This is a genomic window from Parafannyhessea umbonata (assembly GCF_012844235.1).
Classification (GTDB): Bacteria; Actinomycetota; Coriobacteriia; order Coriobacteriales; family Atopobiaceae; genus Parafannyhessea.
The window spans coordinates 300,445-323,194 of sequence record NZ_JABAGR010000001.1; the positions used below are offsets into that span (position 1 = coordinate 300,445).

Consider the following 22,750-nt stretch of genomic DNA (forward strand, 5'->3'; position numbering starts at 1 on the left):
TTGTGCCGCGTCCGCCCGCCGGCGTGGCATAATCAGGTGACGGACGTCTGACGCGCGTGGAGGAGGCTGCATGAGGGTCATCGTGAGCGAGTGCCTGCGCGGCACCGCATGCAGGTACGACGGGGGAGCGAAGCCGAACTCGGCCGTGGGGGAGCTGTGCTCCAAGGTGGACGTCGTGGGCGTCTGTCCCGAGACCGCGAGTCGGCTGCCGGTGCCGCGCCCTCCCGCGGAGCAGCGCGACGGCCGCGTGATGCTGAGGGACGGCACGGACGTGACGGAGGACTTCGAGCGGGGCGCGCGGATATCCTTCGCGAAGGCAAAGTCAAACCGGGCGCCGCTTGCGGTTCTGAAGGCAAAGAGCCCCTCGTGTGGGGTCGGAGTCATCTACGATGGTACGTATTCGGGAAGTCTGACCGAGGGCGACGGCGTGTTTGCGCGCCTCCTCGAGGAAGAAGGTATCTGCGTGGTTACGGAAGACACTGTCGAGAGCTGCAAGCCGTCCGTCGAGCATCCCGTCGCCATCGTGCTGGGATCGGGCCTTGGACACCTTGCGCAGCTGGTAAAGCCCGTCCGCCGCATCGACTACCACGACATCGACGGGTTCCCCCAGGAGGCCCGTCCCATTAGCGGCCACAAGTTCGAGGCCACCATCGGGACGATCGACGAGGTTCCCGTGGTCGTGTACCCCGGGCGCGTCCACCTGTACCAGGGTTACAGCGCGGCCGAGGTCACGTCCCTCGTGCGCCATGCCCACCACCTGGGCTGCCGCGACATCATCTTCGCGTGCGCGACGGGCTGCATCCCCGGCAACGCCCACAAGGGGCTGGGCATCCTGACGGACCAGATCAACCTGACGGGCAGGAACCCGCTTGCGGAGTGGGACCACGTGCGCGAGCTGGACACGCCGTTCGTTGGCATGACGGACGCCTACACGCCGTACCTGCGCACGCTTGCGCGCGGCGTGGCGGACGACGCCGGCATCACGGTGGAGGAGGGCGTTTACGCGGGCATGCTTGGCCCCACGTTCGAGACCCCGGCCGAGATAGCGATGCTCAAGGGTCTTGGCGTGAGCTACGTGGGCATGTCCACCGTGTGCGAGGTGATCATGGCACACGCGCTGGGCATGAACGTGCTTGGCCTGACGCTTGCGGCGAACGAGAGCGGCGACTCCTCCGTCACGCACCAGAGCGTGCTCGAGGAGGCCGAGCGCCACGCGGCAGACTTCGAGAGCCTGGTGCGCGGGGTGCTGCGCCTTCTGTAGCGCAGGCAGGCGGCGCCGCGGGCCAGGCGCCTGGACCCGTGCCGCCTGAGCGTGGATGCCTGAGCCCGGGTGCCTCACTATCTGACACGAGTGCGTTCTGTCAGGTGGTGAGGCACTTTTGCGTGAAAATTGGTGCTTGTGACCCTCCGACCCGCTCACTATCTGACACGAGTGCGATCTGTCAGGTAGTGAGGCCATGGGAGCCCTCACTTTCCGACAGAAGAGGGACCTGTCAGGTAGTGAGGCCTAAAGAAGCATCACTAACTGACAGAAGCGCGATCTGTCAGTTAGTGAGGCAGGCATTGGTGGTGTTGGTGGTTTTGTGCGCCCTGAGAATTGGCAAAACTCGCACTTGCATCATTTGGCCGCGTCCGTATAATTGATACTCGCTGCTAAGGCAGCCAGAGGTTGCCAGCTTAGCTCAGTTGGTAGAGCACCGCTCTCGTAAAGCGGGGGTCATCAGTTCGAGTCTGATAGCTGGCTCCATAGAAAAGCGCAGGCCACGGGTACTGTTTGCCCGTGGCCTGTTTGCATGTTAACTACCATATTCGGCGTTTAGTCTACGAACGGTCTACGAACTGCCGAATCACTCGGCCCCGTAGGCTCCCGTTGCGTTCGGGGAACGGCCCCAATGCCTGCCCCTCTCTACGCTTCGCCCGCGCTTCGGACCCTCTTTTAGGCTCTCGCAAATCTCGCACACCGCGCCTTTTGGGCCTCCGGTTTCTCCGATTGCCCGCGCCTTTTATGGACTGCAAAATCTGGCGCACCGCCGCCCTTTATGGGGTTACAAATCTTACAAACCGCAGGTGAGGGGCGCATGAAAAAAAGGGGAGGCCCCGCCGCTTGGCGGAACCTCCCCGTGTCACTTGCAAACCCCGCGTCACTTCCCGCCCAGGGCGGCGCGCATTATCTGCGCGTACTCCGCCGCGTGTTCGGACGCCGCGTCCCTCAGGAAGTGCGCGTGGCCGTTCTCGTGGCTCACGTCCTCGCGGAACTCCACGTGTCGCCCATACTCGACGTTAGTCCCTATCGAAACTTCCTGATTGTCCGGATCCACAACGTGGGTGATGGAGTTGCGCAGGCGCCCGGTGTCCACGGGGCAGCCCGCCTTGGCGTAGCCCTCGGCCACGAGGCCCATCTCCTCCAGGCCGCGCGCAATGGCCTCGTTCAGGGCAGCTATGACCGCCTCCGTGTTGTCCTGCCTCACCTCCACGAGATTGTCCACGTCCGCGTCTGTGAGTCCGCGCGTCTCGTAGGCCTTCATCCCCATGTCGAGTCCGTGCTGGTTCACCTTGCCCGTTGCCCTGTCCGCCATGCTGCATCACCTCGTGGCCATTGTAGCCTGACGGTCACGCGGCATGAGAAAGGCCCCCGCCGTGGTGGCGGGGGCCTAGAATCAGGTCGTGTTTTGGAACCGGCTAGGAGCGCGCGGCCTCCTCGGCGGCGAAGCGCTCCATGATCTTCTGCTCGCAGAATTCGTCGTCGTCGGCCTTGGCTCCGTAGGTGCGATAGAGGGACACGCAGTATAGGGCCTCCTGGTGGAACAGTTCACGGTCACCTGTCGAAAGCTTGCCGAGTTCCATGTCGAGGAGGACGTTATACCCGTCATCCGGCGTACTCGGAACCATCTTCGAGACCTCAGCGTAGACGCTCAACCCTTACTCCAAGCCTCGTCTTGTACGCATCGAATAGCTTATCGTCCGTCATATTCCCGCCGCCTCCATGCTCTACTCGGCGTCAGCGCCAGAATCTCCGCCCTGACCGACGTCCGCGTTGGGGTTGCCGCCCGGCCCCCACTGCATGATGTCAGCTGTGTTCTGCACGTTGTTCCGCCATGCGTAGAAGTCGCTGTAAAACCCGTCCCTCACGGGGTTCTTTATGGCTATGTACGCCCGTGCGGCGAAAGACCCGGCCTGTGGAGGGGTGAGGGCCTGCGCCCTCGCGTTTGCCAGGCCGGGGCCGCTCTTAATCCCAGCGTTCTCGAACGCCGCCGCCGCCAAGCGGGCCTCCCACGGTCGCGTTGCCTTCGATACAAGACTCTGCACAACTTCCGTTGGCATCTTTGCCCCGAACGTTCCAACTGTGCGCGAGAGCGTGGCCATATAGTCGCTGTCGAGGTCCACGCCGTTGCTGTATGCGTCCACGTCGGCCTGGTACGCCTTCTCGGCGTCCGTGATGGCCTGCAAGGTCCCGGCGTGCGCCTCGCGGAACTCGTCCGCCATGGCCTCCACCCTCGCGCGCTTGTACTCCTCGGTCATGTCGCGCAGGGCGTTCACCTCCCTGACCTTCTTCATGAACTCGTCGTGGTCCTTCGCGAACCCCTCTACTGTCCCAATGAGATTGTTCACGTTCGACTGGTCGAAACTCATTTCGTGCCACCTCTCTCGGGCGTACCTGCGCCCGCCGTAGTTGTTCCCGCGCGACTGCCGCGCGGGTTGTTACCTGTTTCGCGTCTCCCGGCTACTCGCGCCAACCGTCCGGGGCGTACTTGCGCATTGCTGCCGCCATGTCGGGGTTCGTGGCCGGGTGCTCACACATCGGCAACGACACCACTGGAACGCGGCCGCACGTCATCGCGCAGATTGTCAGCTCCCTGAGCGTGAGGTCAAGCGGGTTCGTGCACGCAACGCGAACCACCTCCGCCGCCTCGTGCAGGCCCTCGGCGTCGAGCGCGGCGGCCACTTCATCGCCGCCGTCTGCCAACGTCCCCAGCTGCCTTCCGACCTGAGCGGAAACGAACGCTTCCGCCGCCCGGACGTCCATTTCCGTTGATAGTTCCTCGAAATCGAGAACGCGCTCCGTCATTTCTCCTCGCCTTCGTCCTCGCTCTTGATTGACTCGGCCACGCGCTCCATTGAGTCCGCCGCCCTATTCAATGCGTCGTAAAGAAGTCCGATTGCGTCATCGTCTAACTCCTGCCCCGAGCAAGAGAACGCTATGAGCGTGCTTGCGGCCCCCCTCACCGTCGCTACCGCGTTGTTCGCCGCGTCAACAATGCCTACGTGTCCCGGTTTCATTGCCGTTTCTCCTTAGTTCCTCGCCGATTCTCTTGAACGTTTCCGTGCCTTGGTACTTCGCGTGAATCTCCATGTCTTGTGGAACGAGTCTTGCACGCTTCATTAACTTGAGGTGAACGCGCCGTATCTCCGCCGCGTGTGCCTCGGCCTCCCTCTCCAAATCCGGATCCTTGGGTCGCGCCTCGGCCTCCTGTCCCACAGGCGTTGGTTCGTCGCTCTGCCGCGCCGCCCCGTCATCGGGGCGCGGCGCGGCTCCTTCTCCGTCGAGCGAACCGTTCTCCATATATTGGGAGGGATAAGAAGACAAAGAGTCGTAAGACTCTTTGTCTTCTTCTATCTCTACTTCTATAGGGTGGGCAGATTTGCCCACCAACTCGGGCATATTTGCCCACCTACTATGTTCGATTTGCTCACCTACTCGGTTTTCAACATCTGTCGAGTAGGTGGGCAGTTTTGCCGACCTACTGATATTTGTAGGTGTGCAGGATTGCCCACCTACTTGCCCATCAACTAAACATGCGTAAAGGTTGTCCCGGTAGACTGCCGAAGCACCGTTGTGTCCGCCTGATATGCGCGAGAGAACCGGAACGTCCTCGCCGCTCTGAGTTCTGAAAGTCTTTGAGCACAGCCCACGCAGTGCTCTTGAAAACGTCCCTATATCGGTTCCCGTTACGTCGGCTCCGCTCTTAGCGGACACCCAACACATGAACGGGTCGCCGTTCACCGTATGATGCCAACGGGCAAGGTATAGGTATGCGCAGCACTGCGTACCTGAGGCCTTGGCAGCCGAAAGACCACGTAGAATTCCGTCGGTCGTTTTGGTAAATTCTTTCCCAGAACGTGCCACCCTTCCCGCTCCTCGCTACTCGCTGCCCAGCGTCCCGGGGAGCGCGGCCACGGGTACGCGCCACGTGCGGCGCATCCTTACCGCGCCGTCTATCTCTCCGTCGCGTGCCATTCGGTTGGCCGTCGAGTAGCTAATCCCGTATGCCTCCGCGTAGGTCTTTAGATCCGTGTAGCTCGAGATAGGGCGCAGAACGCAACTGATTCCGCGCTCAACGTCGAACGCCAACATTGCCGCCCCCTCTATTCGATGCCCAGTTGTTGCAGGGCGCGGCGCGTGGGTATGCGCCACTCCTTGCCCACCTTCGTTGCGGGTATGGTGCCCTTCGCGCACATGCGAGAAATGTAGGTGCGGCCATAGCCCACGAGCGCGGCGAATTCCCCCGTGCTCATGAGTGCCGGTAATCCCTCCACCTCCGAGACTCGCGTGCGAACTCCTGTTGTCATCGCGTGCCCTCCCTTCGTTTGTCTGTGGAATCCTCTGACACAGAGGATACCATTTAGCGCATAATATGTCTGTGAAAACAACGGACTAGAGAACAGGTTTTAGGCATGGACGCGCAAACTGCAACAAACGGTATGGTGAGAGTGTCGGGAAAAGCTCCCGGAGAACTCGCCTCTGCTATGGGTAAAGGTAGAACGTATGTATACAGCCTGCTTAACCATGAATCTGTTCCGCGCCTAGACACGTTCGTGCGGCTTGCCCATGCGTGCGGCTACAGGCTCATTCTTGAAACTGAGGATGGTAGCAAGGGCGTCGAACTGTATTCGGATGTAGATGTAGAGGGATCTGACTCTGTGGAGGCCTGCGACCTTGCGAACAGCCTTCTTGAAAGGTCTGTTGGTGAGGATGCTGTAAAAAACATGACCTCCGCTGAATGGTATGAGGCTGTGCAAAAACTTCTGCCGCACGCCGTGGAACTGATACACAAACGAGAAGAGAGGTTTTTTGAATCGGGCGATTCTGAGGGGCGCGACCACCCCATTATGAAATTCTTCTAATTGTGTCGTAACTTCGAACGATTCTAAGCCCGAATAAGGCCCTCGGGGCGTGGTTGCGTCTACTCGTAGGGTTGCGCCCGAATGTGCCCTAATTCCGCCCTCGTGGCGTTGTGTCGGGCGTCTCTCGTGTTGCCGTCCGTGTGCGATTCTATCGGGGCGTCATCGGGGCGTTGCGCCCTGGGCTACACGGCCCTGAGTGACACGGCCTCGCTTCCTGCGTCGAGGACGGGGGCGGCTGCCGCCATGGCCCGCCGCGTCGCGTCCGAGTCCGGCGCCGCGTACACGTTGAGCGTCATTGCCGCGTCGGCGTGGCCCATGAGGGCCGAAACGCTCTTAACGTCGGCCCCCGCCGCAACCTGAACCGTGGCGAACGTGTGCCGCAGGTCGTGGAACGTCACCCTGCGCCCGTCCGCGCCCGTTATGGGTTCCCTGCCCGGCTCCCAGCCCTCGCCGCTCCTGCGCCCGTCCTCTTCGCTCCTGGCGTGCCTGCCCGCCGCGAGCTTCGCCCACAGCCTGCCGAGCGCGTGCGGGGTGAAATGCGAACCGTCCGCGTAGCCCAGAACGTAGCATCGACTGAACAGAACGGCCATGTCGCCGCGCATCCACTGTTCGCGCTGTTCCTCGCGCCATTTGTCGAGGTCCGCACGCAGTGCCCGGGTCATTGGAACGTCGCGCGTCCCCGCCTTGCTCTTGGGGGCCTTGGCGTAGGTGTGCCCGCTGCCGTCTCCTGCGAGCGTCCCCCTGTCTCCGATTGACTGCCGCACGTGCAGCACGTCCGATTCCGTGTCAACGTCGCACCAGCGGAGGCCGCAGCACTCGCCGCGCCTGAGTCCGGCGTGCAGGGCGAGGCGCGCGCCAACGCGCAGTCTCGGGTTCTTTGCCGCGTCGAGGAGGGTGTTCACCCTGCGCACGCCCTCCGCGTCGAGCGCGTTCGGAACGTCGCGCGCGGGCCTCGGGAGATCCTGCCGCCGTATCTGGTTGGTGCATGGGTTTTCGTGTATGTCTCCGACCTCAACGGCCCTCTCGCACGCCTGAAACAGGATGTTGAACGCCTTGCGAACCGTTGCGGGGGCCTTCCCTGCGTCAACCATCCCGGAAACCCATGCACGAACATCCTTCGCCCTCAGGTCAACCATGCACACGCCGCTCAGCGGCTCGAACAGCGGCATGTAGTCGAGGTATCCGCGCGCCGTCGTGTCGGATATGGCCCCGCGCCGTGCCTCTATGTCGCGTGCCACGTACTCGGCCACGCCGTCCCTGCCCGTGTACACTGCCCCACGGCAAGAGGCCACCCACGCCGCCAACGCCTCGCGCGCCGCCTTTACGTTCTTCGTTGACTTGCCGCCCGCCGTCACGATGGCGTTCCCGTGGGCGTCCGTGAGGGCCTTTGCCTTTGTCTTCCACACGCCGCCGTTTCCTCTGTAGCGGATTTGCCCAATCCAGCGGTACGAACCCTTGTATGGCCTCTTGGCAAGGCTTCCGGTCCCTGCAACCGCGTACCCCATGGCGTGCCCCCTCGGTCTACGGCTTCGCCGTTAGTCTACGAATGGTCTACGAACTTGCGCATCACTCTGCGTTCTTCCATGTTTATCATTGTACACAAAAGTACGTCATTAACAGGTAATACGTTTTACTCGTAGTTCGTCTGCGTATTTCTAAACAACCCTATGTAGTAGCTAGGGCACTACACTCGTAAAGCGGGGGTCATCAGTTCGAGTCTGATAGCTGGCTCCATTGAATTCAAAGGCCGGGGGAGAAGATCCTCCGGCCTTTCTTGTACTTATCGCCTGGGCGTTTGTTCTTGCGAACAGAAAGCCGCGTTCCCTTGACGCCTTAATCTGGACGCATGACCGTATGCCTCGAGACCTCGTCCCCTCAAAATCGATGCGTCAATCAACATGGGATCAATGTGGCTCGCGTGAGGCGCGCGGGCGTGTGGAGGGGATGGCGATCATGGCAGAAAAGAGCCAGTCGAGGGCGAGGCTGTACGCGCTCTGCTTTCTGGTGGGAGGGGCGTACGGAATCATCGGCCAGCTTATAGGCATTGCGCTGGAACCCGTGGTGGGCCCGGCGTTCGCCGCCCCGTGCACCCTGCTCTGCCTGGGGGTCCTCGCGGTCATCCTGTACGTCCCCGGGATCCACCAGAGGGTCGCGGCCGTCAGCGGATTCGGCTCCATCCTTCCGTTCAACGGCTTTGCCTGCGGAATCGCAGACGCCTTCCAGGCCGGCCATGCAAACGGTGGCGGCTTTGCCGGTGGCATCAGGAGCGTTGGCGGCCTCTTTCTTCACGTAATCGTCCTCAGCTCCGTGGTGAACATGCTCGCGGGTGCCTTTGCCGCGTTCGTCACGCTGCCGAAGCTGCCCGTGCCGCAGGCGCCCGCCATGCCCCTGGCGCTGCTTGCGGGCTTTGTCGTGGCGGGCCTCGTCTGCATCGCGTTTCAGGCCGTGACCGACGCCGGCGGCTTCCAGGTGCCAAACGTGCTGCTGGTGGGGCAGTCGCTCGGAGGCGTGCTCACGCTGTTTGGCGTCACGGACGTCCTTGCGGCAATCGGCGGGTACTCGTTCAAGATCTTGGTCATGGGTGCCGGCCAGGCCGTCATGGCCACGACGACGCTTGCCTTCGCGGGAAACGCCCTCATGCTGCTCGTTACCTGGGGAACGTTCTTCGCGCTTGCGCTGTTTGGCATCGTGGCTGCGGTGCTCAACCTCAGGCTTCGCGCAAGGTAGGCCGCGCGTCCCTCGTCCGCCGCGTCCGGCGTGCCGCATTCGCTGCGTCCGGCGTGCCGCGCCCGCCTTCGTCGCCGCACGTCCGGCGTCCGCCGCTTCGCCGGGCAAGAAGGACCTCCATGCGCCGCGGGTGCCCTCTACTACGTTCGCCCCAGGCGCCTCAACAACAGGTAGGCTTCTCCCGAGGCCCGGTGTCTGCACGCAGGCATCGGGCCTCTCGCATGCGCGCCCTGACCGCTCGCGAGCGCCTGACAACCGTTCAGTCAAAAACAATCATCGTAAATGACGGAAAATGATTGCAAATGACGGAAACCTGGTGCATACTGCTTGGTAGTGAAAGGGAGGTGCCAGTCGATGCTTGCCACGGAACGCCACGACCTCATACTGCGCCTCGTTGCGGAGCGGGGGAGCGTCACCACGCCCGAGCTCATGGCGGCGCTCGACGCGTCGGAGTCGACCGTCCGCCGCGACCTGGACGCGCTCAGCGGCCAGCGCAAGATCGTCCGCGTGCACGGCGGCGCCTGCGCGCCAAAGCGGCGCCTCGTGGTGCAGGATTCGCCCGTCGCCCAGAAGCGCGCCCAGAACCTGCCCGCGAAGGAGCGCATCGCCGCGTACGCGGCCGCCCTCGTGGGCCCGGACGACTTCGTGTACGTCGACGCCGGCTCGTCCACGATGCTTCTTGTTGAGCACCTGACCGAGACGCGCGCGACGTTCGTCACCAACTCGCTTCCGCATGCCCAGGCGCTGCTCGCAAAGGGTGCGAAGACCTACCTGCTTGGCGGGACGGTGAAGCCGGTCACGGAGGCCGTCGTGGGTCCGGACGCCATCGCGACCCTGGGGCGCATGCACTTTACCGTGGGGTTCTGGGGAACGAACGGCATCTCGCCCGACGCGGGCTTCACCACGCCGGAGCTCGAGGAGGCAAGGGTGAAGGAGGCCAGCCTGCGCCAGGCGCAAAGCGCGTACGTGCTGGCAGACGCAAGCAAGTTCGGCCAGGTCTCGCTCGTGACGTTTGCGCAGTTCGACCAGGCGACCGTCATCACGGACCACGTCGACGCAGATGGCACCTACGGCAAAGCCCCCAACATCGTGGACCTAGAGGAGGAGCACCAATGATCTACACCGTCACCTTCAACCCCTCGATCGACTACATCGTGAGGATACCCCGGCTTGAGCCCGGCGCCATCAATCGCGTGACGTACGAGGACATCCTGCCGGGTGGCAAGGGCATCAATGTGAGCATCGTGCTCTCGAACCTCGGGCACGAGTCGTGCGCCCTCGGCTTCGTCGCGGGCTTCACCGGCGCAGAGATCGTCCGCCTCATGCAGACGTCCGGCGCCAAGAGCGACTTCATCCACGTCGCAGAGGGCATGTCCCGCATCAACATGAAGATCAAGGCCGCCGAGGAGACCGAGATCAACGGCATCGGCCCCAAGATCCTCGAGTCCGACATCGACGCGCTCTATGCCAGGCTCGACGCCCTGCAGCGGGGCGACACCCTCGTGATCGCGGGCTCCGTCCCCTCGATGCTCCCGTCAGACATGTACGAGCGCATCATGGACAGGCTCGACGGGCGCGGCATCGACATCGTGGTCGACGCGGAGCGCGACCTGCTCGCGAAGGTCCTGCGCTACCACCCGTTCCTCATCAAGCCCAACAACCACGAGCTGGGCGCCATCTTTGGCGTGGAGTTGTCCATGCGCGACGAGGTCGTGCCCTACGCGCGCAAACTACAGGAGAAGGGCGCGCGCAACGTGCTCGTGTCCATGGCGGGGGAGGGGGCGGTCCTCGTGCCCGAGTCCGGGGACGTCATCATGAGCGAGGCCCCCAAGGGCACGGTCGTCAACTCCGTGGGCGCGGGCGACTCCATGGTCGCCGGCTTCCTGGCAGGCTACCAGGAGAGCGACGGCGATTGCGCCACCGCGTTCAAGATGGGCGTCGCGACTGGCTCCGCGAGCGCCTTCTCGGCAAAGCTTGCGACGCGTCCCGAGGTGGAGGCGCTGCTCAAGACCCTCTAGCGTTTCTCGACCGCTTTCATTGGCATGGCACGCCGGTTCCACACGGGGGCCGGCTCCGTTGGGCGCACCGGGTGCGCCCGCACGTAAGAGAGGAGAGCCAGACGTGAAGATCACGGACCTGCTCAAACCCGAGGGAATCAAGGTGGGCGCCACGGCCAAGAGCCAGGACGACGCCATCGACCAGCTGATCGCCCTCCAGGACGCCTCGGGTAACATCGGCGACACCGTTGCGTACAAGAAGGCGATCCTGGCCCGAGAGACGGAGTTCTCCACCGCCGTCGGCGACGGCATCGCGATTCCGCACGCCAAGACCTCGGCCGTCAAGCGGCCGGGACTCGCGGCCATGACCGTGCCGGGCGGCGTGGAGTGGAACGCCCCCGACGACGCGCCCGCGGACCTCATGTTCATGATCGCTGCGCCTGAGGGCCAGAACAACACCCACCTCGAGATGCTCGCCCAGCTGTCGAAGCTCCTCATGCACCAGGAGTTCGCGGACGCCCTGCGCGCCGCCAAGACGCCGGAGGAGTTCTGCTCCGTCATCGACCGCGCCGAGGCGGAGCGCGAGGCCGCCGACGCCGCGAAGGCGGCGCCCGAGGCGGTCGCGGCCGCCGGCTACCCCGAGGTCCTCGCGATCACGGCCTGCCCCACCGGCATCGCGCACACCTACATGGCGGCCGAGAACCTGGAGAAGAAGGCCAAGGAGATGGGCGTCACGCTCAAGGCCGAGACCCAGGGCTCCGCGGGAGCGAAGAACGTCCTGACCGCGGACGAGATCGCCCATGCCAAGGGCATCATCATCGCGGCCGACAAGAACGTCGACCGCGCGCGCTTCGGCGGCAAGCAGGTGCTCTCCACCAACGTCTCCGCGGGCATCAACGAGCCCCAGAAGCTCATCCAGACCATCCTCGACGGCAAGGCGCCTGTCCAGGAGGGCGCCACGGTCACGGCAGCAGAGACCGCGGGCGAGAAGGACTCCGCCTGGCACGTGATATACAAGCACCTCATGAACGGCGTCAGCCACATGCTGCCCTTCGTGATCGGCGGCGGCATCCTCACGGCAATCGCGTTTCTCGTCGACCAGCCGGGCCTCGGCACGGCGGCCTACGGCTCCTCGATTCCCGCGGCGGCCTTCTTCAAGACCATCGGCGGCGAGGCCTTTGGCATGATGCTCCCGATCCTGGCGGGCTTCATCGCCATGTCCATCGCGGACAGGCCCGGCCTCGCACCCGGCTTCGTAGGCGGCCTGTTCGCCAAGACCGGCTACAGCCTCACCTACCTCACGCTCATGAACTCAGACCCCAAGGCGGCAGCCGCGTCCTGCGTCTCGGGCGGCTTCATCGCGGCGCTGTTCGCGGGCTTCGCGGCGGGCTACATGGTCCTCGGGATCGAGAAGCTCTGCGACCACATGCCCGATTCCCTCGAGGGTATCAAGCCCATGCTCATCTACCCGCTTCTGGGCACCCTCGCCATCGGAGCCGTCATGTTCCTGCTCAACCCGCTGTTCGGCGCCATCAACACCGCGCTCAACAACGGCCTCAACAGCATGGGCACCACCAACGTCATCCTGCTCGGCGCCGTCGTCGGCGGCATGATGTCCATCGACATGGGCGGCCCGTTCAACAAGGCGGCCTACGTCTTCGGCACCGGCGCCCTCACCGCGGGCACCACCTCCGGCCAGCTCGTCATGGCATCCGTCATGGTCGGCGGCATGGTTCCGCCCCTGGCCATCGCCCTCTCCACGACCCTCTTCAAGAGCAAGTGGTCCAAGGCAGATCGCGACGCCGGCATCGTGAACTACATCATGGGCCTGTCGTTCATCACCGAGGGCGCCATCCCCTTCGCCGCGGCCGACCCCGGCCACGTCCTTCCGTCCTGCATCATCGGCTCCGCGCTCGCCGGCGCACTCTCGGCGGCTTTCGGCTGCACCAGCCCCGCCCCGCACGGCGGCGCCTGGGTAATCGCCGTCATCGGCAACCCCATCGGCTACCTTGCGGCCCTCGCCATCGGCTCTATCGTGGCGTGCCTGATCCTCTCGCTCTGGAAGAAGCCGTACCAGGAGGCCTAGTGCCAGGAGGCCAGCTCTTCCACACAACGTAGCGTCCCCCAAGAGGCGGCGGTCCATCGTGGCCGCCGCCTTTTCGCATGGCCGCGCGTTGCCATTCGTCTCCGCTTCTCCATTCGCCCACATCCCACCGCACCGACTGCCACACCTCGGGGAATACTTTCCCCAAGACCAACGTGCGCCGTCGGCGCGACGTCAAAGCAATCCGGAAGGGGAAGGGGAGGCATGGGTTTTCGCTGGCCGTGGAGGCGCAAGGCAACAGCGTCCGTGCCGGACGAGATGGCCGCCGCAAAGCATGCCGGCGCGCTCGCCCAGGACATCGCCCGCGCGGGAGGCGGTGCCCCCCAACGGCTTCGCCTGCGCTACGCGGGCAAGGTCCAGGCCGTGGGCTTCCGCTTCCAGGCGCAGATGCTTGCCAAGAGCGCGGGCTGCGTCGGCTGGGTCCAGAACCTCGACGACGGCGACGTGCTCGTCGAGGTCCAGGGCACGCCCTCCCAGCTCAAGGCGTTCCGGCGCGGCATCCAGGACCTCTCTGACAGCCCCGACACCTGGATCTCCTGCCGCCTTGCGTCGCAAACCACGGTGCCGCTGGCGCAGGGCGAGAAGGACTTTCGCGTTCGGTATTAGGGCGCGTCCTTAGACCAAGCCTGCTGCCTGCAGAAAGGTTACAGCTCGTGCCTCTCGACGCGCACGTCCTTACCGTCTATCACCATCGTCATGAACGTGCAGCGCCCCGATCCCGGCTTCGGCATGAGCGTGCCGGAGTTCACCACGAGCGCGTCCGCGGGTCCTCCCGCATCAACCTGCCAGCGGTGCGAGTGCCCGTAGATCACCACGTCCGCATCGAGTGCCGCCGCGCGCTGCCGCAGCCGTACCAGGCGAGGGGCGCGGTACGTGTGCCCGTGCGTCACCATGATGCGGTGCGTCACGTCACCTCCGCGCGCCGGTGCTCCCTGGTGGTAGCCAAGCGCCCGCACGCCTGCGATACCGTCCGCAGCAACGTCAATCACGAGCTCGTCCGCCGGATGCGTGGGTTCAAGCGCGGCATCGTTGTTGCCGTGCACAAGATAGATGGGCTCGGGAAGGTTCAGCTCGTCAATGGCGGCCATCGGCATCTGGAGGTCGCCGGCAATCAGGATGGCGTCAACGGGGCCACCGGCCCGCGCGGCGACCACCGCGTCCTGAAAGTGCCCGACCTTCGTGTGTATGTCAGAGCAGACCATGAGCCTGACCATGCGGCCTCCAACCCTCAAACCCAAGCGTGGTTACAGTGTAGGCGCGGCAGGCCATATCAAGACGAGAAGAGCGACACGTCGTGGTCGATGGTCCTTCTCATCCAGAAGCTCTTGTACGTGTGACGTGCTGACCTATCCCTGCGTCAGCCAAGCCAGAAGCGCGGCCTGAACAATGAGCATGGCGGGAACCCCAAGGTAGAACAGGGGCTTGCGTGTCTTGTGGTGCGCAACCCTCATACCCAGAAGACCTCCCGCAGCGCCGCCAACTGCGGAGCAGCCAAGCAAAACCTTCTCGGGGATGCGCCACGCACCTCTGACGGCTCTTGCCTTGTCCAGGCAGAAAAGCGCAAAGGTGATGGCGTTGATTGCGGCGAGGTATGCCAGAAGGGTGTCCGAGCCCCATGCGGTAAGCGTGTCCATGCGCAAGATTGTATCGCACGCACCAGCTGTGGCCCATCACGCCCATCCCCTTATCGCTTGCCGTTTGTGGTCGCCGCCGTGCATGCGAAGATATTCAAGTTGGCAAAATGGTATCAATTAGAGTTATCTTGTATGTATCGACTTACAATGTCAGTCTCGGTTGATGGGAGGGACACATGTCGCTCTTTGGGAAGTCTGCCAAGCAACGCCTGGAACAGTCAGGCTTTACGATTACGAAGACTCTCTTCGAGGCACCGCGGCTTTCCATGGTGCCGTCTCTGTACATGGACGAGAATCACCGCAAATGGGCCATAGTGCTGCATGGCATGGAGCCCGCCATTCACGACTACGAGGATATTCTCGACTGCAAGGTGATAGAAAACGAGGAAGTCGACGTCCGAAAGGACATGAGCCGTCGCGACCTCTTTGAGAGCGTGCTCGAAAACCCTGCCGCGGTGGCGCGGGCGAACGCAAGCAGAGGAGGCAAGTACTGCACGCGCATGGACGTCGCACTGACGGTAAGGGGAACGCCTGGACAGGAGTCCACCATCGGCATACCCCTTATCGGCAGAGAGGTCCTGCGTAGTTCGAAGACCTATGTGCTTCTTCGTCAAGGGGCGGATAAACTGTGTGAGGACGTGCTGCGCATGAGGGATGCGAGCAAGGTTTCGTCGTAGGAGAGTACGTTGGTCCGCGGGAAGATTCCGCCGGCAGATGCTGCGGTCGAGAACATTCGAAACTACATTAATGTAAACGGCCTCTCTGAGGGAGAAAAGCTGCCCTCGGAACGAGACATGTGCGAGATGTGGGGGATATCGCGCTCTGCGTTGCGGAGTGCTATACGACACCTGACGACGATGCACGTTCTCGAGAGCCGTCAGGGATCGGGTACCTACGTCGCGCCCGCGCGCCCCATTTCATACTCGGGCGTCGGGAAGGTCATGGGCTTTAGTGACAACGTCCGTAGCAGTGGACATACGCCAAGCTCTCTGGTGGTGAGCCAGGGGACGTGCGATGCGGACGCCCACGTTGCGAAGAAGATGGGCATCGACGTCGACCATGCCGTCTTCAAGCTCGTCCGTCTGCGCCGTGTGGATGGTCTTCCATGCATGCTAGAAACCTCGATGGTTAACACTGACGTCTGTCCTGGTATTGCCTCGCATGACTTCTCAAGGGAATCTCTCTTTGACGTGATTCGGGATGGCTATTGTCTGGATATCGCCCATGGCTGGGACAGCCTCTCGATTTCTAGGCTAGACGAGTGGGAGGCGGACTTGCTAGGGGGAAAACCTGGTGCATCTGTGTTTTTTCAACAGGGTGTGAGCAGAGATAGTGACGGTAGATGCATCGAGTATTACAAGTCCGTCATTCGGCCAGATAGGTATACGTTCGTCAGTCTCTGCGGATGGCCCGTTGACTCTCAGAAGGCACTTTGGTGACATGATGGAAAACTTGGACACGGATAAGCCAAAGTACATGCAGATTCGCGAAATCATACGTGATGAGATAGAAGATGGCCACTACGAGCCCGGTAGCGCCATTCCCTCGGAGAACAATCTCGCGGAGCGGTTTGGGACGACGCGACTGACGGTAAGAAATGCCATAGATGCACTCGTTGCCGGCGGACTGTTGCGCCGCGTCCAGGGCAAGGGCGTCTACGTCATGTCGGAGCGACTTGGTGAGGCCGATGCGCTAGAGCTTGTGGGCTTTCGTGAAAGCGTCAGGGAGAAGAACGCGGTGCCATCCGTCAAAATTCTCTCTAAGGCTCGGCGTCCTGCGGGGGGCTTCTTCTCGCATCTCTTTAAGATTGGCGAGAATGATGACATTCTCGCGATCAAGCGCGTGAATTACGTGGATGACGTGCCCCTGATGATTGAGCGGACGTTTATTCCAATTTCCCTCTTTCCGAAAATCGAGTCCGTCGACGTTGGCGTTTTCTCTCTTTACCAGGTCTATGGCATGTTCGGCCATACTGTTGCATCGGCCGTTGAACACCTCGATATGGTCGAGCTGGGTACGCGTGATGCACACCTGCTGGGAATCGAGGAGGGCTCTGCCGTCATTTCCTACGAGTGCGTGAGCTATGACGAAGACGGCATCGCGTTGGAGTTCGCGTCCTCGTATCGTCGCGGAGACCTTGGCGGGTACTCAGTAACGTATTAACACGTTAGCTATACCACTTAACAATAATTAAATACCATTCACCCTAAATGAGCGTAGTTAGCCCATAAATGGTTCTAAATTTCGCTAAGTTATCAATCAAATGGTTACAAAAAGTGCGCACATGTAATCAATCGATACCAAAGGTGAATGAGTGAGGGCGGAGGACAGCTTATGAAGGAGACCGAGAAGGTCGAGATTGTTTACTTCGACCAGGAGGGTTATCTCGAGGACGGCAAGGAGCTCTACGAAATCGGAAAGCAGACGAAGCAGTTCGCGGATGACGTTTGCGACGAGGGGTTTGACCACCTCTTCCTGTTGGGCGTCGGCGGCACTTGGGATGAGTTTCTGCGCATGCAGTATGTCATGAACAAGTATGCCGACGCAGACCATCAGGTAACGCTCCTCCATGCTGCAGAGTTCAACGTGATGGGCAGCAAGTCCATGACGAGTAATTCCGTGGTGCTCACCTCGTCCGAGTCGGGAACCACCCCAGAGGTCCTGCAGGCGGTAAAGACGCTCAAGCAGATGGGCGTGAGGGTCTATGCGATGACAAAGGCAGACGGTCCCATCGGACAGGCGGTGGGAGCCAATCACTGTGTTGCCATGAAGAACGATCATGGTAGCGGCGGATGTGAGAAGGGCTACTATCTCGCGGATTGCTTCGGCCTGAGGATTCTCAACCGCCAGGGCTTCTTCCCGAAGTATGACGAGTTCATTGAGCAGAGCAAGGGTTTCTGGCCGGCGCTTCTTGATATTCGCAAGCAGTTCGAGCCCGAGGCGGAGGAGTTTGCGAAGAAGTACGCACTTGCGCCTTATACGATGTTCATCGGGTCTGGCGCACTCTGGGGAGAGACCATCCTGTTTGCCATGTGCCTACTCGAGGAAATGCAGTGGAAGCACACCCGCTACATCAGCTCTGCGGACTTCTTCCACGGAACGCTCGAACTCGTGGAGCCCGGCATTCCCGTTGTCCTCTTCAAGGGCGAGGATGAGTGTCGTGCGCTCGACGACCGTGTCGACGCATTCCTCAAGAGCGGGCGCACCGGGGATACGGACGTGACCGTCATTGACACGAAAGAGTATGCAATTCCCGGGCTCGACAGCGACTTCCGCATGATTCTCTCTACCTACATCATCTCTGTGCTTACTACTGATCGCATGTCAAGGCACTACGAGCTCGTCACGAAGCACAACCTCAACTACCGTCGCTACTACCACCAGTTCGATTACTAAGACGGGTCCTGATCGCATGGCGTCGCATCAGAGGTTCCGGGTGGCTGCTACGAACTGTGCCTACAGGTTCTACTCGCTTGAGTACTTCTTCTCCTCCTCCCAAAGGGAGGGCTTCGATGCCGTCGAGCTCTGGTGCGGCCCCATGCACTTCTTTATGGACTATGCTGCAAACGATTCCGTGAGTCGCATTGCCGCATTGTCAAAAGAGAGCGGTTTTCCCATCTGCGCCGTCTGCCCCGAGCAAAACAACCCCAAACCCTCGAACGTTGCCGCACGTGGAGATGATGCGATTCGGAGAAGTCGGAAGTATTTCAAGCGGGCAATAGACGTGGCGGCGGACTTGGGTGCTGGAATGGTCTCCATTACGTCTGGCTGGGGATTCCTGGACGAGCCTCGAGAGATGGCATGGGATCGAAGCGTGCGAATGCTGTCGACACTGGGGTCTTATGCCGGCGAGAGGGGCGTGACGCTTGCGCTTGAGGCGCTTCAGCCGGAGGAGTCAAACCTTTGCAATTGCGTGCGGGACCTTCGGGCGATGCTCGAGGATGTGGGGAGTGCGCACCTCAAGGTGCTACTCGACACGGGTGCGATGTGGCGTGCGGGGGAGAGCGTGCGAGACTACATGGACGCATTCGGTAAGGATGTCGTGCATTGTCATTTTACCGATGCGAGAGAGACGTCTCACCTCGCGTGGGGCGACGGAGTACGGGATATGAGGGGCGATCTTCTCGCCCTTGCGGAAGCCGGTTATTCGGGATGCCTGACGTTTGAAAGTGTTGACCCACGCTATTTTGTGGATCCAGCCGCTGCGGACCGACAGTCGCTGGCGGCACTAAAGAGGAATCTGGAGGAATTTGATACATGAGCAGGCAGTACATCATCGCTTCTCATGCGCACTTTGCGGAGGGCATCTTTGAGAGTGTGAAGCTCCTGGCGGGCGACCGGGATGACGTGAGGGTGCTGAATGCGTTCGTCGACGGGAACGACGACGTGGAGGCGGCGTCGAGGAGTCTTGTCGAGTCCATGCCCGACGACGTGGATGTCGTTGTGCTCACCGATCTCATGGGAGGGAGCGTGAACAACGAGTTCACAAAGCTCATGCTGGCGAGGCCGAATGTCTACCTCGTCACGAACATGAACCTGCCACTCCTGCTCACACTCTTTCTCTCCGATGAAGATGAGGACACGGAATCCTTGCTGAGGCGGCTTGTCTCGAATGACGAGGTAAGGCCGAGGTTCGTGAATGACGACTCAGCCATCGAAGAAGACGAGGACTTCTAGGCTCACAACTGAAACAAGGGGGTTCGAACATGATTCTGCTGACCAGGGTTGACCACAGGCTGTTACATGGCCAGGTCGCCGTCTCGTGGGTGCAGGGTTTGCAGGCAAATTGCATCTTCTGCGTGGGAGACCACGTGGCGAACGATCCCGTTTGGAAAATGACCCTCAAGATGGGCAAGCCAGCGGGATGCAAGCTCGTGATAAAGGATATGGCCCATGCAATCGAAGCCATCAATTCCGGAGTCACCGACAAGTATCGGATGCTCATCTGCGTGCAGACCATCGCGGAGGCGAAGCAGCTCATCGACGGATGCCCTCAGATAAAGAGCCTGAACCTCGGAAACACCAAAGGGAGTCCTACGACGCGTGAGGTGGCGCGCCAGGTCTTCCTTGAGCCAGAGGAGGAGAAGATTATTCGCGAGCTGCTGGACAAGGGGGTGGAGGTGGAGATTCGTCCTCTTGCGGACGATCCGAAGGTTGAAATCCAAGACGTACTCTAGCGGTCGTAAGAATCTCGCAGCAACATTTGATTAGGAGGAGAGCATGCTTGTTAAGGCGATACTGATTTCGCTCGTGGCGGCATTCGCCATGTTTGATTATCAGCTCGGCACGCTCTACGCGTTCAGACCGATTGTGACCTGCCCGCTCGTAGGTCTCATCCTGGGTAATCTGCCGGCAGGTCTCGCCATTGGCGCGAGCTTGGAGCTTCTGTTCATGGGAAACATCTCCATTGGAGCCTACGTTCCGCCTGACGAGAAGGTGGGCAGTATCCTTGCGTGCGCCTTTGCCATAACGTTGGGCAAGGGTACCGAGGCTGCCCTCGCGCTCGCCATGCCCATCGCAACCATCTCTCTTGCCATCAGCAACGTCATCAATGGCCTCATGCCCGTTATAGTCGACAAGGCAGACGTTGCGGCGGCGAAGGGCGACCTGAAGGGTGTGTATGCGGCACACTGGGCTATCGGACTCGTCGGGGTGGTAAAGGACGTCCTTCTCGTCGGATTTGCCTACTACCTGGGCGCCAATGCGGTTCAGGGCATCTTGGACTGGATTCCCTCCTTCATCATGGACGGCTTCGGAATCGCTGCCAACATCCTTCCCGCAATGGGCTTCGCAATGCTCGGCCGGCTGGTGCTCAAGCGTGAGGTCATGCCGTTCTTCTTCCTCGGCTTCCTGCTTGCCTCTTACATGAACGTGCCATCGCTCGGCGTCGCTCTCATTGCGATCATCATCGGAATCGAGAAGTTTGGCCTTTTGAATCCTCGGGCCAACACCGATAGTCCACAGCTTGCAGCGGAAGGAGATGATGACGATGACTTCTAATGAGGCCATGGTTTCGGGACAGGGCGTATCACAGGAGGAGAATCCCTACAAGATTACGAAGAAGGACCTAATTAGGTCTTCCCTTAACTTAGGTGCTCTGGGCATGGAGTTCTCCTGGACCTACTACAAGCAGATGAACCTTGCATTCTGCCTGATGGTGGCGGGAATGCTCAAGAAGATCTATCACGGCAGACCTGATGACTATGCGGCGGCCCTGCATCGCCATGCGGCGTTCTTCAACATCACGGTACAGTTTGCGCCGTTCGTGGGTGGCATTGCGATGGCAATGGAGGAGCGTGTAGCCCGCGGAGAGATTGAGCCCGAGTCCGTCAACGACGTCAAGGCTGCTCTCATGGGACCGCTCTCCGGCATCGGCGACGCAATCTTCCTCACCACGATTCGCGTTATCGCCGCTGCTGTCGGCATCTCGCTCTGTCAAGCGGGCAATGCCGCCGGCCCTATCGTCTTCCTGCTCATCTACAACATCCCCGCCTTCTGGCTTCGCGTTTGGGGTGTCCAGAAGGGCTATTCGATGGGTGTGAGCTTCCTCGAGAAAGCATCTGAGAACGGGCTCATGACCAAGGTGATGGCTGCCATTGGCATCGTTGGCGCCATGGTCATCGGTGGCATGACCAAAGATATGTTCTGGGCAACCATTCCCGTGCAGATCGGCGAGGCAGTAAAGGGCAAGGACCCGACCACCATCCAGAGCGTTCTGGACGGAATCATGCCCGGCATCGTCGGCATGTGCGCCTTCTGGATATACTACTGGCTTCTCTCCAAGAAGATCAACCCGATGTGGCTCATCCTTGGCACCATGGTGCTCGGTGTAGTCGGTGCGTTCTTCGGTTTCCTGGGATGGAAGTGTCGACTCTGTCGCTAGCTAGTTGATTATCGTAGCGTATACATAGGACGAGAAGGGCTTCCCCGATTGCTGCGAGTGTTCGCGGTGACGGTGGGAAGCCCTTTCTTTATATGCATTTTGAGATGCTGCCTCATGCCGAGGCGGATGGGGTGTCGAGATATTCTCTTCTTTCTAGAAGTCCTCTTCTTCGAGTTTCTCTAGGACGAAGTCGCGCCATCCCGGCAGCTCGAACCCAACCTTGCCGCGTCCGCGTTCCCCAATGACCCCCTTCTCAAGGAGACGCCTTCTGTACTGCGCCGCATAGCCCGTGCTCTTGCCCATGCGATTGGCGATGTCGGCGGTCAAGCTTACATTCTTGTCTGGAAGCATGGCTTTCACAAAGGCGAGGTCACCATCGGAAAGCTCCATGTAGGTGGTCTCCAATATGTTGGACCGCATCTCAAACTGAGCCGCCTCGATGCCGCTCTTAGCGGCGTCGAGGTCAATGCGGCTGCCGTTGCTCTGTGTCCACATGCGGTATCCCACCAGCTGCATCATGAAGGGGAAGCCGTCGATTGCGCTTGTTGCGGCAAGCAGTGCCTCGTCGGTTATCTGCTTTCCTCCCGCTTCGATAGTTTCTTTTAGCGCGACGCGGATGTCGCTGTCGGGGATGCGCGTAAGCTGATGGCGAGCCGCTCTTCTGAGGAAGGATATCGACTTGTCGTTAAGCACACGTGACACCTGGTAGGGAAGACCAGCTGCAAGGAGTGAGATTCTTCTGCCCTCTGCAATGAGGTGCTGGTAGACGGAGGCGAGCTGCACCATCTCGTCAAATTCGGGCTGAAGTTCGTCGATTGTGATGAGAAGGCCGACGCCGTGTGGCTCCAGCTCGTCCAAAAGCGAGGTTAGGCGAGACCTCCAGTTCTTGCCCGCTTTATTGCTATCGTCGTACTCCCATCCCAGGGGCGCAACGCCACCGATGCCGATAGAGTTGATTCGTGCCTTCTGCCCCTGCGCAAGAAGGTGCGAACCTGATCTGGCGGCTTGCTGAAGTATATCTTCGAGCATGCCGGGGACCGATGAGACGCGCGCGGTAATCCACCCACGCTCTTCCGCCTCGTCTGCAAGAAGGGTAAGGAGCGTAGTCTTACCCGTACCCCTGGCACCGGTGAAGATGGTCGTCAGGTTCGGGTCTCCGGGGCCGTTTACGAACGCGTCTTCGATATTCTCAATTACGTAGCGACGTCCTGCCATAAAGGGCGGTACTTGTCCGAATCCGGGCGTGAATGGGTTATTGAGAGCGGCCATGTGTCCTCCCAAT

The 22,750-nt window shown here is 61.1% G+C and carries 28 protein-coding genes and 1 tRNA gene; 17 read left to right on the forward strand and 12 right to left on the reverse strand.

The features are described 5' to 3' along the window. Positions 1 to 70 precede the first annotated feature (70 nt). The gene (locus HF885_RS01260) at positions 71 to 1,261 is read left to right on the forward strand and encodes a purine-nucleoside phosphorylase (RefSeq protein WP_170103162.1); all 1,191 of its coding nucleotides are present in this window, start codon (positions 71 to 73) and stop codon (positions 1,259 to 1,261) included. 410 nt (positions 1,262 to 1,671) lie between these two features. Continuing rightward, positions 1,672 to 1,747, forward strand: a tRNA-Thr gene (locus tag HF885_RS01265). Positions 1,748 to 2,141: 394 nt separating this feature from the next. On the opposite strand, the gene HF885_RS01270 is transcribed toward HF885_RS01265, so the two are convergent. From HF885_RS01270 to HF885_RS01305, 8 genes are all read right to left on the reverse strand, one after another. Next, positions 2,142 to 2,576 (reverse strand): HK97 gp10 family phage protein, encoded by a 435-nt coding sequence (locus HF885_RS01270; RefSeq protein WP_170103163.1) that lies wholly within the window; start codon positions 2,574 to 2,576, stop codon positions 2,142 to 2,144. Positions 2,577 to 2,679: 103 nt separating this feature from the next. After that, the gene (locus HF885_RS01275; protein WP_206109715.1) at positions 2,680 to 2,916 is read right to left on the reverse strand and encodes a hypothetical protein; all 237 of its coding nucleotides are present in this window, start codon (positions 2,914 to 2,916) and stop codon (positions 2,680 to 2,682) included. A 72-nt stretch (positions 2,917 to 2,988) separates the two neighbouring features. After that, complete coding sequence (locus tag HF885_RS01280; RefSeq protein ID WP_170103165.1) at positions 2,989 to 3,630, reverse strand: hypothetical protein; 642 nt, start codon at positions 3,628 to 3,630, stop codon at positions 2,989 to 2,991. 91 nt (positions 3,631 to 3,721) lie between these two features. Continuing rightward, on the reverse strand, positions 3,722 to 4,066 hold the full coding sequence (locus HF885_RS01285) for a hypothetical protein (RefSeq protein ID WP_170103166.1): 345 nt from the start codon (positions 4,064 to 4,066) through the stop codon (positions 3,722 to 3,724). After that, entirely contained in the window at positions 4,063 to 4,278 is a 216-nt protein-coding gene (locus tag HF885_RS01290; RefSeq protein WP_170103167.1) for a hypothetical protein, read from the reverse strand. The genes HF885_RS01285 and HF885_RS01290 overlap by 4 nt, the downstream gene beginning before the upstream one ends. Then, positions 4,250 to 4,660: a hypothetical protein gene (locus tag HF885_RS10280; RefSeq protein WP_206109716.1), complete on the reverse strand. Its 411-nt coding sequence runs from the start codon at positions 4,658 to 4,660 to the stop codon at positions 4,250 to 4,252. Before HF885_RS10280 ends, HF885_RS01290 begins: the two co-directional genes overlap by 29 nt. A gap of 480 nt (positions 4,661 to 5,140) precedes the next feature. Beyond that, a complete protein-coding gene (locus HF885_RS01300) occupies positions 5,141 to 5,353 on the reverse strand; it encodes a hypothetical protein (protein WP_170103169.1) in 213 nt (70 codons plus the stop codon). Positions 5,354 to 5,364: 11 nt separating this feature from the next. Next, positions 5,365 to 5,568 (reverse strand): helix-turn-helix domain-containing protein, encoded by a 204-nt coding sequence (locus HF885_RS01305; protein WP_170103170.1) that lies wholly within the window; start codon positions 5,566 to 5,568, stop codon positions 5,365 to 5,367. 105 nt (positions 5,569 to 5,673) lie between these two features. Here HF885_RS01305 and HF885_RS01310 point away from each other — a divergent pair, with 105 nt between their 5' ends. Then, the gene (locus HF885_RS01310) at positions 5,674 to 6,123 is read left to right on the forward strand and encodes a helix-turn-helix domain-containing protein (RefSeq protein WP_170103171.1); all 450 of its coding nucleotides are present in this window, start codon (positions 5,674 to 5,676) and stop codon (positions 6,121 to 6,123) included. 182 nt (positions 6,124 to 6,305) lie between these two features. Here the strand turns inward: HF885_RS01310 and HF885_RS01315 are convergent, their stop codons facing one another. Further along, positions 6,306 to 7,628, reverse strand: a complete 1,323-nt coding sequence (locus tag HF885_RS01315) for a tyrosine-type recombinase/integrase (protein ID WP_170103172.1) — start codon at positions 7,626 to 7,628, stop codon at positions 6,306 to 6,308. Between the two features lie 448 nt (positions 7,629 to 8,076). Between HF885_RS01315 and HF885_RS01320 the strand changes: the two genes are divergently transcribed. The 5 genes from HF885_RS01320 to HF885_RS01340 all read left to right on the forward strand — a co-directional run bounded on the left by HF885_RS01320 (position 8,077) and on the right by HF885_RS01340 (position 13,557). Then, positions 8,077 to 8,850 (forward strand): hypothetical protein, encoded by a 774-nt coding sequence (locus HF885_RS01320; protein ID WP_170103173.1) that lies wholly within the window; start codon positions 8,077 to 8,079, stop codon positions 8,848 to 8,850. Positions 8,851 to 9,204: 354 nt separating this feature from the next. After that, the gene (locus HF885_RS01325) at positions 9,205 to 9,966 is read left to right on the forward strand and encodes a DeoR/GlpR family DNA-binding transcription regulator (protein ID WP_170103174.1); all 762 of its coding nucleotides are present in this window, start codon (positions 9,205 to 9,207) and stop codon (positions 9,964 to 9,966) included. After that, positions 9,963 to 10,868, forward strand: a complete 906-nt coding sequence (pfkB, locus tag HF885_RS01330; RefSeq protein ID WP_170103175.1) for a 1-phosphofructokinase — start codon at positions 9,963 to 9,965, stop codon at positions 10,866 to 10,868. Before HF885_RS01325 ends, pfkB begins: the two co-directional genes overlap by 4 nt. Before the next feature lie 103 nt (positions 10,869 to 10,971). Beyond that, positions 10,972 to 12,933, forward strand: coding sequence for a PTS fructose transporter subunit IIABC (locus HF885_RS01335; RefSeq protein WP_170103176.1), 1,962 nt, complete (start codon positions 10,972 to 10,974; stop codon positions 12,931 to 12,933). Between the two features lie 222 nt (positions 12,934 to 13,155). Further along, on the forward strand, positions 13,156 to 13,557 hold the full coding sequence (locus HF885_RS01340) for an acylphosphatase (protein ID WP_090845810.1): 402 nt from the start codon (positions 13,156 to 13,158) through the stop codon (positions 13,555 to 13,557). A gap of 38 nt (positions 13,558 to 13,595) precedes the next feature. Here the strand turns inward: HF885_RS01340 and HF885_RS01345 are convergent, their stop codons facing one another. Further along, positions 13,596 to 14,165, reverse strand: coding sequence for a metallophosphoesterase family protein (locus tag HF885_RS01345; protein ID WP_170103177.1), 570 nt, complete (start codon positions 14,163 to 14,165; stop codon positions 13,596 to 13,598). 132 nt (positions 14,166 to 14,297) lie between these two features. Then, positions 14,298 to 14,585, reverse strand: a complete 288-nt coding sequence (locus HF885_RS01350) for a DUF1294 domain-containing protein (protein WP_090845968.1) — start codon at positions 14,583 to 14,585, stop codon at positions 14,298 to 14,300. 176 nt (positions 14,586 to 14,761) lie between these two features. Between HF885_RS01350 and HF885_RS01355 the strand changes: the two genes are divergently transcribed. From HF885_RS01355 to HF885_RS01395, 9 genes are all read left to right on the forward strand, one after another. Next, entirely contained in the window at positions 14,762 to 15,262 is a 501-nt protein-coding gene (locus HF885_RS01355; protein WP_090845814.1) for a hypothetical protein, read from the forward strand. Positions 15,263 to 15,271: 9 nt separating this feature from the next. Further along, entirely contained in the window at positions 15,272 to 16,024 is a 753-nt protein-coding gene (locus HF885_RS01360) for a GntR family transcriptional regulator (protein WP_170103178.1), read from the forward strand. 1 nt (position 16,025) lies between these two features. Continuing rightward, positions 16,026 to 16,748, forward strand: a complete 723-nt coding sequence (locus HF885_RS01365; protein ID WP_170103179.1) for a GntR family transcriptional regulator — start codon at positions 16,026 to 16,028, stop codon at positions 16,746 to 16,748. A 171-nt stretch (positions 16,749 to 16,919) separates the two neighbouring features. Continuing rightward, on the forward strand, positions 16,920 to 17,981 hold the full coding sequence (locus HF885_RS01370; protein WP_170103180.1) for an SIS domain-containing protein: 1,062 nt from the start codon (positions 16,920 to 16,922) through the stop codon (positions 17,979 to 17,981). Positions 17,982 to 18,021: 40 nt separating this feature from the next. Then, a complete protein-coding gene (locus HF885_RS01375) occupies positions 18,022 to 18,846 on the forward strand; it encodes a sugar phosphate isomerase/epimerase family protein (protein ID WP_328804302.1) in 825 nt (274 codons plus the stop codon). Further along, positions 18,843 to 19,262, forward strand: coding sequence for a pts system, mannose/fructose/sorbose family, iiab component (locus HF885_RS01380; protein WP_170103182.1), 420 nt, complete (start codon positions 18,843 to 18,845; stop codon positions 19,260 to 19,262). The genes HF885_RS01375 and HF885_RS01380 overlap by 4 nt, the downstream gene beginning before the upstream one ends. Before the next feature lie 29 nt (positions 19,263 to 19,291). Then, the gene (locus HF885_RS01385) at positions 19,292 to 19,762 is read left to right on the forward strand and encodes a PTS sugar transporter subunit IIB (protein ID WP_090845831.1); all 471 of its coding nucleotides are present in this window, start codon (positions 19,292 to 19,294) and stop codon (positions 19,760 to 19,762) included. Between the two features lie 43 nt (positions 19,763 to 19,805). Then, positions 19,806 to 20,585 (forward strand): PTS mannose/fructose/sorbose/N-acetylgalactosamine transporter subunit IIC, encoded by a 780-nt coding sequence (locus HF885_RS01390; RefSeq protein ID WP_170103183.1) that lies wholly within the window; start codon positions 19,806 to 19,808, stop codon positions 20,583 to 20,585. After that, complete coding sequence (locus HF885_RS01395) at positions 20,575 to 21,468, forward strand: PTS system mannose/fructose/sorbose family transporter subunit IID (RefSeq protein WP_170103184.1); 894 nt, start codon at positions 20,575 to 20,577, stop codon at positions 21,466 to 21,468. The genes HF885_RS01390 and HF885_RS01395 overlap by 11 nt, the downstream gene beginning before the upstream one ends. Before the next feature lie 153 nt (positions 21,469 to 21,621). Here the strand turns inward: HF885_RS01395 and HF885_RS01400 are convergent, their stop codons facing one another. Next, on the reverse strand, positions 21,622 to 22,737 hold the full coding sequence (locus HF885_RS01400) for an AAA family ATPase (RefSeq protein ID WP_170103185.1): 1,116 nt from the start codon (positions 22,735 to 22,737) through the stop codon (positions 21,622 to 21,624). Between the last annotated feature and the right edge of the window lie 13 nt (positions 22,738 to 22,750).